At 37.7% G+C, this 13353-nt stretch carries 6 protein-coding genes, 2 tRNA genes and 2 pseudogenes; 6 read left to right on the top strand and 4 right to left on the bottom strand.

The window, feature by feature from the left end:
• Positions 1-495 precede the first annotated feature (495 nt).
• Complete coding sequence (locus ACFIL7_RS05155; protein ID WP_375683422.1) at positions 496-6510, bottom strand: autotransporter outer membrane beta-barrel domain-containing protein; 6015 nt, start codon at positions 6508-6510, stop codon at positions 496-498.
• A 198-nt stretch (positions 6511-6708) separates the two neighbouring features.
• Here ACFIL7_RS05155 and ACFIL7_RS05160 point away from each other — a divergent pair, with 198 nt between their 5' ends.
• The 5 genes from ACFIL7_RS05160 (at position 6709) to ACFIL7_RS05180 (ending at position 10555) form a co-directional block, all read left to right on the top strand.
• Complete coding sequence (locus ACFIL7_RS05160) at positions 6709-7659, top strand: siderophore ABC transporter substrate-binding protein (RefSeq protein WP_375634799.1); 951 nt, start codon at positions 6709-6711, stop codon at positions 7657-7659.
• A gap of 103 nt (positions 7660-7762) precedes the next feature.
• Positions 7763-8719, top strand: coding sequence for an ABC transporter permease (locus ACFIL7_RS05165; RefSeq protein ID WP_375613670.1), 957 nt, complete (start codon positions 7763-7765; stop codon positions 8717-8719).
• A gap of 67 nt (positions 8720-8786) precedes the next feature.
• Complete coding sequence (locus tag ACFIL7_RS05170; RefSeq protein ID WP_375634798.1) at positions 8787-9662, top strand: iron chelate uptake ABC transporter family permease subunit; 876 nt, start codon at positions 8787-8789, stop codon at positions 9660-9662.
• Positions 9659-10417 carry an ABC transporter ATP-binding protein gene (locus ACFIL7_RS05175; RefSeq protein ID WP_375634197.1) on the top strand — a complete coding sequence of 253 codons (759 nt, stop codon included), beginning with the start codon at positions 9659-9661 and terminating at the stop codon, positions 10415-10417. Before ACFIL7_RS05170 ends, ACFIL7_RS05175 begins: the two co-directional genes overlap by 4 nt.
• A gap of 64 nt (positions 10418-10481) precedes the next feature.
• Positions 10482-10555: transfer RNA gene (locus tag ACFIL7_RS05180), tRNA-Gln, on the top strand.
• A 135-nt stretch (positions 10556-10690) separates the two neighbouring features.
• Here the strand turns inward: ACFIL7_RS05180 and ACFIL7_RS05185 are convergent.
• The 3 genes and pseudogenes from ACFIL7_RS05185 to ACFIL7_RS05195 all read right to left on the bottom strand — a co-directional run.
• Positions 10691-10896: pseudogene (locus ACFIL7_RS05185) on the bottom strand (DNA adenine methylase); the annotation flags it as partial.
• A gap of 1232 nt (positions 10897-12128) precedes the next feature.
• Positions 12129-12218 (bottom strand): annotated as a pseudogene (locus tag ACFIL7_RS05190) (DNA adenine methylase); the annotation flags it as partial.
• A 233-nt stretch (positions 12219-12451) separates the two neighbouring features.
• Positions 12452-12841, bottom strand: a complete 390-nt coding sequence (locus tag ACFIL7_RS05195) for a VOC family protein (RefSeq protein WP_375634795.1) — start codon at positions 12839-12841, stop codon at positions 12452-12454.
• A gap of 263 nt (positions 12842-13104) precedes the next feature.
• On the opposite strand from ACFIL7_RS05195, the gene ACFIL7_RS05200 reads away from it, so the two are divergent.
• Positions 13105-13178 (top strand) — tRNA-Gln (locus ACFIL7_RS05200).
• Positions 13179-13353: the final 175 nt, after the last annotated feature.

Genomic DNA, 13353 nt, shown 5'->3' on the forward strand with positions numbered 1-13353 from the left:
GAACAATTACAAAAACACACTTTATGAGTGTATAATGCATTCTGTATTTCGTGTAAAGAAAAAATAAAACCAGTGCGTGCAATTAATTAAAAACACAATCAAACCTTGTGATTTTTAAAAATTAATCCACAAGGAGATGAATGAAACAATGACTTAAATCAGTAGAAAACAAACTCTCAAAAACGAGCTTTAGAAAACATCAAATATTATATTAGATAATATCAATACAGTACTAAAAAGGATAACGTAACGCATACCGGTCTGCTGAACGCTTAAAAAGCCGATAAAAGCGAGGCACTCTATCGCATCAGTAGCAGCATAAATTTTAAGAAAATTCGCTTTAGTGGAGAAAAGTGCTCTCATGCATAAAACAAACTATGTCTTTTTTGCTTAATAAAGAAGACGAGATTTTTTAAGAATAACACAAGTTGTTATAAAGAAAAAAGGCAGCACAATGTGCTGCCTTTTCTAAAAAGGTACATAGTGTACCTTATATTAAAACTGATAACGTACTCCTCCGGAAAAACTTGTTCCCGAAAAACCAGCCTTATTAAGCTTATGTTGATAGAGAATATCAGCATGCAGAGAGAACTGTGGCAACAATTTGGCATTAAAACCTAATCCAGCCTCTAGAGAAGAACCAAAAGCTCCTAACTTGAAAGCATCATTGAAATGCACAGACTGTTTTCCTTCAAAACCATGAGCAAGATAAAGCTTACCATAGAAAGCAATAGCATTCACGCCTTCAGAACCTGTAGGAATCTTGGTTAAGCGTCCACCAACACGTGCTACCCACTGATTAAGGTTACCCATTTCAATATCAAAATTGTCAATATCACGAGCTTTATTAAACTGGAGATGTTGATACACAACCTGAACCTGCGGATCAAAGACAAAGCCCTTATATCCTGTCGCAATTGTCTGACCACCAGCTAAAGAAACACTCAAAGGATTACCTTTTAATGTTGCTGTTTTACCCCGTGCAAGGGTGAGAACATCACCTTTGAACAGACCATAGGATAAAAGACCGTCGACATAGAAGCCAACATTATGCTGCATGCTACCATATACCGTAGCAGTCCATTTATCAAATGCACTCTTCTGACTGTACTCAACATTCACAGGCTGCAAAGAAAGTTTTCCATAAGTTCCCATAACGCCAAAGGATATAGCATTGTCGGTATTTTCAATAGTTTGCAGCAGAACACCCGCCTCTACACCATTATAACTAAGATCGCCGTCATAACCATATTCAAGTGCGGACAGATCTGAAGCATAACGGTAACTTCCACCATAGCCGCGCAAGTATAAAGCAGGATTTTCACGAACCTCTACCATTCCTGTAGAAGTCATCCGCAACGTCTCCAATTGCTTATTTTGATTGCTAATATCCATCAAACCAGCGTGGAATACACTATTAGGCAAGCTGAGATAAGTTGGAACCTGTGGAACAACAGACCTTACAAATTGTTCAGGAAGGGCAGCAGATCCAACAGACTTAACATACTGATTCTCTAAACGGAAATTCCAAAATTCTCCACCTTCCTTAACAAATTTCTGCTGAACATGCTCCTGTTTCGAAGTCGCTTCTGGAGCATAAGCACGAAGGGTGTATTTGTAAGGTGAGTTTATCAGTGCAACATAATTGCCATCGAGTTGGAAAGAGTCTTTCTTCGCTTGACCATAGACCTGAATAATTGAAACAGTATGAGCAATCTTGGCATTCGCTTTACCATCTCCTACATTGCCCGCATCACCTCGTACATGTATTTTTGTTTTTCCAGAAACATCACCATGAATGACAAGCCGATCAGTGACTTGCTGATCACTCGGATCACGAGGATTTAAACGTGCATTGAGATGAATTACAGTATTACCCTGTGCCGCATAAATAGTTCCTTTCCCATTTCCAATATGGAGAGTCTGATATTTTCCTTCAGATTCTGAAGGTGCAAAATCAATAGCACTATTTACAAGACTTACAGAAGAAATGCATGAATCCACACATCCTGAATCTAGAGTCCCCAAATTCCTCTGTGCACTTCTTTTTAGAATCCACTGTGAATTATTAGCCAAGTCTAATTTTGCATAAGAATTTTTATCAACGAGAACACTGCCTGTAACAATAGAATTATCAACTGAAACCAATATGTTCGAATCATTCTCGGCTTTTAATAACAAGTCACCAGCAAGGGTTGTTTTATTTTCTAATGAAACACGACCACCAGAATTATTACCATAGATAGCTATACCATTTGCAACTTCAAAATCAGTTTTTTTCAATGAAATTGCCCCCGTTACGCCTATAGTTGCATTCTCCTGTTTGGATACAGCGCTCCGCTTAACAACACTTGTTTGCTCAGTTGCTAAATCCTTACTTCGATTTTGTTGACTCGCTTCCTTCTGTGTTCCCCCATCAAAATATATGCCGTAGACTCCGTCACCTTCCACTTTAACAGTAGAAAACTCGATATTTACGTGATTCATAGTAGGACGAACGTCAGAAGATCTCCTTCTCCTAGAAGAACCCGTCTCAACAGCATCCCCACTCTTCATAACCCACACAGCATGGGCATCAGTAACAACATTTCCGTTCTTAAAATCAACAGAAGCATTATCACTCACCAGAAAAGCTGCACGCTCTAAATTCTCTGCTGAATCTAACTTATTCTGCGCTTTTTTCGCAGTAATGCTAACTTTGTCTAACTTAACGCTGCCTCCAGATTCCGACCTTACTGCCACTCCTCTTTCAATAGCAATCTTTCCAGTGTCCATGGTTATCTCACCAGCCTGACTCACCAGACCAGCTGAAGCAAAATTCCCCGTTACGTTAATCTTCATATCCTTCAAATTAACAGATGATCCAGAACCTGCCAAAGCACCCACATAAAGCGCATCTACTGTTCCACCAATCATCTTAATTTTTCCGCCACTTTTAGCTTCAAGCCCAATTACAGAAGATTGAATTGTTGAGTTTTTATCCAAAACAATCTCTGCTTTTTCTTCTGCAAGCACAGCACTCACAAACTTTGATGGAGTAACACCAAAATTACTTCCTTTATCAGATTCTGCTCCAACAATGGTGGCAGTTTCTAACTTAACAACTGTATTACTCTTTGCATGCATAGAATGCTGAGTATCCCCACGCGCCTTCAGTGTTTGTCCTGTTATCGTGTGTAATTTTCCATCGGCACAAGAATAAGCAACTTGCAATCTCTCCGCACCATTTTTCCCCATATCTCCACTACATTGAGAAGAACCACCTTCCTGCTTTATACCATTGGTTGATGTAACAGTATATACAACCCCAGGGTTTTGCGATTCAGATCTAAGTGTATTGGCTCCTCCAACAGACAGTAGAACACGCCCTACAGGTTTATCTCCCATCTCCTTAGATGCAGGCTTCTCTTGCTTAGACGCACTAGAATTAACTAAGGAAGAAGAAGCCTTAGGCTTTCCAGTTTTTCCAGAAGTAGTAGGTTCTATAGTCTCTGAACTTCCTAACAAAGAAGACTGAGGAGCAGAAGATATAACAGCCTGAGACGGAATTAATCCAACCTCTGTAATATCACTATTCACATCAACTGTATCAATATCACTGTGGGTCACTGTAGCATTTTCTACTTCATTCTGACTATCTATTCCATTAGGAGAAGTATCTTCACTTCCATCAACAGTCTCCTCAGTTGTCAAAACTCTTAGTGAAGCAGATGGAGTATGTCCTGCTGATTCAGAAGTTGTAACAGAATTTCCAACAGATACATCAGCCTCTTCTACATCAGATCTCCCAAGTGTTTCAGGATTCCCTGGCAAAACAGAAGCAGTAACTTGATCAGGTACTAATGAAGAATCTAATCCTGAAGAACTATTTACCCCAGACACAGTGCCTTCATCTTCAGATGACGAAACATCAAAAACAACAGGTCGCACAAAAGGTGTCTTAGGACTAATACGATTACGAGGTCCATGAGCTATACTTTGCCGCCTCTCACCATTTTCTAATTTACTTTCTAAGCTGAAAGTCCACACTATCTCAGGTCTATTTTCAGGTTTTCTTGGTTTACTGGAATATCTTATTGGACCAGTAGCACTATATTGCATTGGACCAGAAGCCCTAAGAACATATTGATAAGGTGATCCCTGCAATGTAACATATTCATTAGCAAGTTTAAAAGAATCTTCTTCTGCTTCTCCATAAACTTGAATAATTTGAAGAGAGGCAGGTTTTTTTCTATTTTTCTCCCGTTGATCTTGATTTTGTACACCTTGACGCTGAACTTTCGCTCCATTTTCTAATTTGTCATTTAAAGTGGTGATGACAGAAGTATCATTTACATACACCTTCGTTGTTCCAGAAACATCACCATGAATCAAAAGCTTATCAGACACAAGCTTAACATTATCTGAATTATTAGAAACAAAATTCACATTAACATAAAGCCTGGCATCTCCCTGAGCACGGAAACCGTTACCTAGAGTGTTTTCATCTCGTCTATTTCCAATTTGCAGTGTTTGATAACCTTCATCTTCACTTCTTGGAGGCAAAAATACAATACTACTATCTGAAAGATCTACAAACGAAAGCTTTGAATCTATACGATTTGTATTTCTCTCCAATTGTTTATGATGAATACTTTTTGTTAAATACAATCCTGAATGAGACAAATAAAGTGCAGCATTTGCATTCTCATCAACACGAGCTTCACCTATAATTGAAGATTTATGAGCATGCACCAATAGATTAGAATGAGCTTCAGCTTTTAAAAATAGATCACCCGAAAGAACACTACCCTCTCCTAAAATGACAGCACCATTTAAATCACCACCATAAATAGCTACACCTTCTGGAATTCTAAGAGTAGCTTTTTTTAAAAGAACCATTTGCATGCTCTCATTATCATCGTAACTTCTTACGGGTACTTCTTCACCTGATTTTTTTTCATCTTCTGAAGATACCGTATTAAAATATATGCCATAAGAATCTTTTCCGGTTATTTGAATAGTTGATTCTTTAATATCAGCTTTAATCTTAAAATAATTTTTATTCTCCCTATCACCCGTAATACTTTGCATATATTGCAAAGCATTGCTATTACCTACAGTCCAGTTTAGAGTAGAGAGAACATCTTCAGAAGCATCATCCATAACGTGATAAACATCATAGAGTGCATTCATTTCAAGCATATCATCTTTTGTATAAATAGAATCACCATTATCATTATGATTAGTATCAATAACAAAACGATTCGCCAAAACACCAACTCCGAAAGCACGATCATCCATTGGACCGACTAAAAACTCGTCAATACCACGAGTAACCCACAAAACAACTGCATCAGAACTCTCAACTCTTCCTTTATTAAAAGAAATAGCCCCCCCATCTGAAAAGAAAATAAGATTTGGAGTTTCTGTAGAATCAACACTACTTCGCCCGCTTATCCCCTTTTTAATATTAATATTAACCTCATCTAATTTTACAACCCCTTTATACCCTGCTACAACTCCCACCCCCCCTTTATCAAGATTAATCGACCCAGATTGCATCATAATTCCAGATCTACCAGAACTGTGCAACCCAACCCCAACAGCATAAAAATTCACTCTATCTAGAAAAACAAACGACGCAAGATCAGTAGCAGCTCCTATCTGAGTATAATAGATCCGCCCACCTTTCATATGAATCTTTCCTTCGTTTTGTGCATCAACCCCGACTATAAATTCCTTAATACTTGAATTTTCTAGCTTAACTTTTGAATTAAGCGTTGCTAATACCCCCGCCCCCATTTTTGTATTAAGATAACCATTCAAATTATTAGGATCATCATTTTCATTAGAACTCAAAATAACATTACCTTCTGGAGAAGCCTTCCCCCTAATAGACACTTTCTCTAACTCAACAGTTGTCCCCCGAACTAAATACAAGACTTCTTTCTCACCTGCTTTATACACGTCTTTCTGAGTAACCTGTCCTGTTGCATGCATAGCATTATCGCCAAATTTCAACACACCAATAGTACTTCTCTTTAGTGTATGAGAACTCCCATCAGAACAGAGCACAGAGTTAAGGGTCTTAAAACTCCCATCAGAACATGAACTTGCACCAGGAGCACGAGCACTAGAAGCAGGAGTATTAGCACCAGGGACACCGCCAACGCCAACGCCACCAGGGACACCGCCAACGCCAACACCACCAGGGACACCGCCAACGCCAACACCACCAGGGACACCGCCAACGCCAACACCACCAGGGACACCAGCACCATTACCATCCCCTTGGCTAGCGACTTGTGGCAAAGGAGGTGCAGGTAATTCAGCTGCTTTAGGTGTAGGAGATTTTGATGAACTTCCCAAAGATGGTACCAGAGACGACAATGCACTTAGATTTGGCAATGATATTGAAGGTAGTGACCACCAACTACTCCCCATAGAAACATCTACACCTTGTAAAAAGAAGAAAGCACTTGTTGTCAGTGCGTACAAACGTGTACGCTTTTTAAATACATTGATCATATGTCAAACTTTCTAAATAATGTTGCAAAAACACTAGAATTAAGTGAAAATGAGGTAAGTGAACGATTTGTAACATATGTCAGTCAACTTTACAACATAGTGTTATTTATTTACGCTTCATTTTGTGCATAAAAATACCAAAGTTAAGTTTTTAAGTGCGCAAACCTTTGTAATATTAGATAAAAGGATAAAATCACGATGATAAAATATATGAAATGGATGACTTCTGTTTTACTGGTTGCAATTAGTTTTGCAACGATTTTGTGGACTCATACGAGTATTGCAAATACGAGTACCCAGACAAATGTAACGATTGATCATGTTTCAGGAACGACTTCTGTTCCCACTTCTCCGCAAAAGGTTGTTGTGTTTGATCTTGCCTCGCTAGATAATATGAATCGCCTTGGTATCCAAGCAGTTATCGGCCTTCCTGAAGGAAAAAAACCTTCCTATCTACAACAATTTGACGATGCAAAATATGAAAGAATTGGAACCGTTTTTGAGCCAGATTATGAAAAAATTGCCACTCTTCAACCCGATTTGATTATTATTTCCTCCAGAACTCAAGCAAAATATAAAGACTTATCCAAAATAGCCCCAACAATTGATCTAACCGTAGAAAACGAAAATTCTCTTGAAGATATAAAACGAAATGTGTCTATCCTTGGAAAAATTTTTGGTAAAACACAAGAAGCAGAAAAAGAAATTGCAAAAATCAATGAAGCTTTTGCTGAAGTCCGTAAAAATACCCAAGGAAAAGGCACCGGGCTCATACTCATGACCTCTGGTGGAAAAATCAGTGCTTTCGGACCAAAATCACGTTTCGATATTTTTCACTCCGCTTTTGGAATTGCCCCTGCAACCGATAAACTTACCGTGCAAAAACATGGACAACTCATTTCTCCTGAATTCATTCTTGAAACCAATCCTGATTGGTTGTTGGTGATTGATCGCGATGCAGCCATTGGACGGGAAGGACAATCCGCAGCACAATTGCTCAACAATGAGCTTGTTCACCGCACAACAGCAAGCAAAAAAAATCAAATTATTTATTTGGACTCTTGGAGCTGGTATCGTGCAAATGGTGGTTTAACGGCGCTCATTGAAACCGCACAGCAGATCAATGAAGCCTTTACAAAGAGCAAATAAGCGCACGAAAGAGCTTGCTTGCTATATAAATAAAATTTAAAAGCAGAGGTTGTTTATTAAGCAGTCTTTGCTTTTTGTAGATTTTGTTAGAAAATGATTTAACGTGAAGAATTACTGGATAACCATAACACTTCTAATTTTCCTGTCTATCCTCAGCATTTTTGTTGGTTATTCTGATGTCACACCTTCTAACCTTTTCGCAGCCGATCCCCATGCGTGGCTTATTTTTTGGCAAACACGTCTTCCTCGTACCATTGCAATCCTTTTAGTAGGCGCAGCACTTGCACTTTCAGGCATGATTATGCAACTATTAACACGCAATCGCTTTGTCGAACCATCAACCACTGGAACCATTGAATCTGCTTCCCTTGGCATTCTTTTTATTATGATTTTTTGGCCCGATATTCCTGTTTTAGGAAAAATGGTCGTTGCGACAATTTTTGCCATGGTAGGCACTTTACTTTTTATGTTTTTATTGCGACGCATTCCTCTAAAATCTGCTCTCATTGTACCCCTTACAGGGATTATGCTAAGCTATATTATTGGCTCTTTAACCAATGCCATTGCAGATTATGAAATGTTACTTCCTTCTCTTCAAGCTTACTTATTTGGCAGTTTTTCGATGGTTCTTGAAGGAAAATATGAGCTCTTATGGCTATCCCTTCCCCTTTGTATTCTGGCCTATTGTACTGCTGATCGCTTTACGGTTGCAAGTTTGGGAGAAGATTTAACCAATAACCTTGGATTGAATTATCGTGTTGTCATGTTTTTTGGTCTTTTTATCGTCGCCTCAATCACTGCTGTTGTTGTCTGTACCATTGGCCGTATTCCTTTTGTTGGGTTGATTATTCCAAATATTGTTTCAAGTTTCATGGGAGATAATATGCGCTATACCGCTCCTTGGGTGGCCATCAGCGGTGCAGGATTGGTCTTAATTTGTGATCTTTTAGGACGAATCATTCATCCCTCTCTTGAAATTCCCATCAGCACCATAATGGGTGTAATCGGTAGTTTTATTTTTATGATACTGCTTTTACGCTGGAGAAAGCGTCTTGGATAGAAGAAGAAAAACAATATGTGTACTAACAACACTTATCATCATAGCATGCACTGTCATTAGTCTTTACATGACGTGGAATATCAATGTTCATACATGGAAATTTCGTCTTACAAAGCTTTCCTCTCTGCTTCTTATTGCCTATGCAATAAGCGTTTCCACGGTTTTATTTCAAACAATCGTTAATAACCGTCTTCTTACCCCTTCAATTATGGGATTTGATCAGCTTTATATTTTAATAAAGACTGCCCTAATGTATTTTGTAGGCTCTCTTTCTTTGCCCTTTTTGAATGAAGAAGGACAGCTTGTTCTTGAAGCCCTCATTCTTATCCTTTTTTCAATAAGCCTTTTTCGCTGGCTCTTTTCAGGAAGCCTAAAAGGGCTTCATTTGACGCTTTTAATCGGTGTTGTTTTAGGCGGATTTTTTTTCAGTTTACGGATGTTTATGCAATTGCAACTAAATCCAGACCAAATGATGAATTTAACCGATATTATGTTTGCAAATTTTAATAAATTCAATACACCGTTAATAAGCTTTGCCACAATCATTGTCCTCATTGTGAGTCTGATTGGATGGCATTCCCGTCATCTTCTTGATATCTTGGCTTTAGGACGTGAAAATGCCCTCAATCTTGGCGTTAATTACCACAAAAGTGCGACAGCTGTCCTTATTTTTGTTTCCATTCTCGTATCCATTTCCACCGCATTGGTAGGCCCCGTCACCTTTTTTGGACTGTTAGTTGCCAACCTTTCCTATGAACTTTCTCCTAAAGCAAAACACAGTATTGTTGTTCCAATTGCAATATTATTGGCTATTATTTGTCTGGTGGGGGGACAATTTATTTTAGAACAAATTTTTCATATGGCAGGGCGTTTAAGTTTTATCATTGAGTTTTGTGGGGGAATTGTTTTCTTAATGTTACTGATGAAGGGAAAACTAAAATGATTGAGATCAATCATCTTTCCAAAGCTTACGGAGCACGATTGATTATCGATAATTTATGCCTTCATCTTCCAAAAGGGGGGATTATTTCTCTCATTGGGCCCAATGGTTCCGGAAAGTCCACTCTTTTAATGCTGATAAGACGTCTTTTGCCACACCATAATGGGACAATTCATATCGACGGCTTTGATATTGATAAAATGCCCCTCGATATTTTGGCTCAAAAACTCTCAATTCTGCGTCAAGAAAATCCTTTGTCTTTTCGCTTAACCGTGTACGATTTAGTGAGTTTCGGACGCTATCCTTATTCAAAAGGCTGGTATACACATGAAGATAAACAATTTATCGACAGTGCACTACGCTATCTCGGCTTACAAGATTTAAAAGACCGTTTTTTAGATGAGCTTTCTGGCGGTCAGCGTCAACGCGCTTTTATAGCAATGGTTATCTGCCAAGACACTGATTATCTTCTCTTAGATGAACCATTAAACAATCTGGATATGAAACATGCGGTTTCTATGATGAAGCAATTACGCCGCACAGCTGATGAACTGAAAAAAACCATTCTTATTGTTATGCACGATATTAATTTTGCCTCATCTTACTCAGATATGATTGTTGCATTGAAAAATGGGAAAGCGGCCTATTGTGGGACTCCAAAAGAAATTATGCAACCAAAAATTCTTAAAGACATTTATGATGTCGATATTCAAATCAAAACAATTAATGACATCCCTATCGCTCTTTATTATCGATAATCATAAAGATTTTTTGCGCTTGCATGCACTATAGAATCTGCTAGGGATAGTAAAATTAGCTTGTTGGGGAATAGTTTAATGGTAGAACAGCGGACTTTGACTTCGTCAATCTTGGTTCGAATCCAAGTTCCCCAGCCAGTATTTAATGATTGTAGCTTGTCATCGGGTTTTGTATAATTTGAAAGCAGGTTTTGCATCAATTTATTTTTTCAAAGGATCTGCAAAACTTTCAAGGGTCATTTAAAATCCCTTTAATGCATATTTTCTCTTCCTCTAAAAATTGCAATTTGAGATGATAAGCTCTTGAGCCGGTGCGGATTCTTTGAACCACATGTATAAGATGTGCCAACCTCTTTTATCTTAAATTGGCTAAAGATTTTTCGGATCTGAGACACATCATTGAGAGAGAAGAATTTTTCTCTTGCGCAAGCAAAGCAAACATTGTCTGGTAATCCTCTCGCAAATAAATCCTTTCCATAGTAATACACGTATATCTGGCTCTGTTTATGGGAAAGCCTTATCTAATAGCTATAAACCTATCTAAAGAGAGAATTCAAAAAAGAAAGCCGAGCCAAATGATATGACGCGGCTTTCAGATATTGATTATAAGATTCAAATGAATCATCCACAATGGAGTAATAAATTCATATATACAAAACGTATCATATTGCAAGTGCTCTATTTAGAAATATGAAAACTTATCAAAAGAAACGTAAATGATCGCTATGATTTTGATATCATTCATTAGCATTATAGAATCTATAAACGCTTGGTAACTTTATCAATCCAATCAAAAGAAAATGCATCTTAAATGAATGTTTTCTCAATAAGGCTTTCATAAGTATCTTTTCATTTTGCACTCAAATGTAACTTCTTTGCAAATTAACCAGCTCAAATTTGAGTTGGCAAAATTAACCAATCCAATTTTGGAGGCGTTATCTTTAGAATAGCCATCTTTAAACATTATAGCTTTTGACTCAAAATTGAGTAAAATCCCATGCCTTAGATGTTACAATGGTTTTGAATTTTGCTGCCTCATCTTTTTTTCAATAGGTGCCCCCCAAATTTGGGGGGAGCTCATTTGGTTTCGTATTTTTAATGTAACTTTTAAAACGTTTTTTTCTCGCTTGCTTGCATTATATCATTGAAATGCTTTCAATTTCATAAGACATAACATTGTGATTTTCATTCTATATTGTGATGATAGTATCTATATAATGCCTGCCTATCATTTACTAACTTTTTAGTAAGCGTTTTTAAAAACGATCTTATCTTTAAACCCTTTTATGCAATCTTTATGAACTCAATCTATAAGCTTATGATAGTTTCAAACGATTATTCCTTTTAAGGTTACACTCAAATAAAGAGCAAAACACATCCATTCTTAAACGTATGCAATTTATGTTATCGATAATTCCAAACGACTGAAATTTAAAACAATGTGATTTGTGCTATAATAAAAACGTATCATAAAATTTATGACCTGTTATGAATGATAACCGCTTTTCATTTCATTTGAATGCACCCATGCGTTATAATATTTGCATTATGATTTGCTTTTTATGGTCTATACATTCATGGCAATCCTATATAAAAAATGATCAATTCAAACATGCATAAAAGTATGGATTCTTATGTGGATTCATATAAAATAATTGCACTTAATATATTGACTTTATTAGTTTTTATGTACAATGCCTTTTTAACTTCATAAAGATATCAATTTCCTTGTAAAGAATATTCCTCCCATTCCAGTAAAAGGCTCAATATAAGTGCGATGAGGGATAGCTTCTATGATTTTACAAGTACTGATCACTGGCCATGCAATAACGCCGACTGATGCCCCAAACCAATTAGACCGCCTGTGGGAACAGGCAGGTTGTGGTGCTGAATATAATGGAACAGCACCGAACGAATAAGCCACGCGTCGTAAGTAAGCCTCTTAGCGTGCATAGCTTATAGGTTTTGGAAACAGACAATTATTATAATTCAGGTATTATAATTCGGACGATTAAAGATCGGATCTCAAGCTTTTTAATCCAGTGGACAAACACGAATAATATGTCCGTCTGGATCTTTGATTAGGAAGGTACGTCCAAATACATCAGTATACGGTTCCTTCAAAACATTTATCTCAACAGTGGTTTGCTCTTGCCATTCCACATAGAGCTTATCTACGTCCTCTCCTGTCGGCAACATAATGCCGATTTCTGAAAAACGAGGCACATTTTCCTCAGGCTTATCGCCCCCAGACCAGAGAGCAAAGAGAGCATCCCCCGAAGAAGCAAATGCAACATAGCGTGGCGAGGTAAACACAGGTTCTTTCTTGAAGATGAATTTGTAAAAAGCCGTAGAATACTCTATGTTTGAGACGTATACCAACTGTAGGTTTGGGGTAACAGGATAAGTAGGGATATTACTCATAAATTCTCCATGATTTAGTAGTAACTGCCTGACATGATACACACCTATATTAGGGAATATTTCAAAAAGAGTTTATGATACCTCCGTTCGCGGTGTGCTCTATTTATATATTTTTACTCGCTTATTGCTATATGCTAAAATATCGAGGACGCCCCTACTGGGATTATAATGATATCCCTATCGCTCTTTATTATCGATAATCTAAAGATTTTTTGCACTTGCCTACACTATAGAATCTGCTAGAAATGGTAAAATTGGCTTATTGGGGAATAGTTTAATGGTAGAACAGCGGACTCTGACTCCGTCAATCTTGGTTCGAATCCAAGTTCCCCAGCCAGTTGTATTGTAGCTTGTTGTAGCTTGCCAGCGGGTGTAGCTTGCCAGCTGTAGCTTGCCAGCAGGTTTTGTATATTTTGACACTAGGTTTTGTACCTGTAGCTTGCCAGCAGGTTTTGTATATTTTGACACTAGGTTTTGTACCAATTTATTTTTTCTCAAAGAGTTTTAAAGGA

The sequence above is a fragment of the Bartonella sp. AP3QHHD genome (assembly GCF_042195765.1).
Taxonomy (GTDB): Bacteria; Pseudomonadota; Alphaproteobacteria; order Rhizobiales; family Rhizobiaceae; genus Bartonella.

What these genes read in the sequence shown, in the direction of transcription:
- ACFIL7_RS05155 (WP_375683422.1), bottom strand. Translation starts at nt 6,510, where the DNA reads ATGATCAATGTATTTAAAAAGCGTACACGTTTGTACGCACTGACAACA.
- ACFIL7_RS05170 (WP_375634798.1), top strand. Translation starts at nt 8,787, where the DNA reads ATGACGTGGAATATCAATGTTCATACATGGAAATTTCGTCTTACAAAG.
- ACFIL7_RS05175 (WP_375634197.1), top strand. Translation starts at nt 9,659, where the DNA reads ATGATTGAGATCAATCATCTTTCCAAAGCTTACGGAGCACGATTGATT.
- ACFIL7_RS05195 (WP_375634795.1), bottom strand. Translation starts at nt 12,841, where the DNA reads ATGAGTAATATCCCTACTTATCCTGTTACCCCAAACCTACAGTTGGTA.
- ACFIL7_RS05160 (WP_375634799.1), top strand. Translation starts at nt 6,709, where the DNA reads ATGATAAAATATATGAAATGGATGACTTCTGTTTTACTGGTTGCAATT.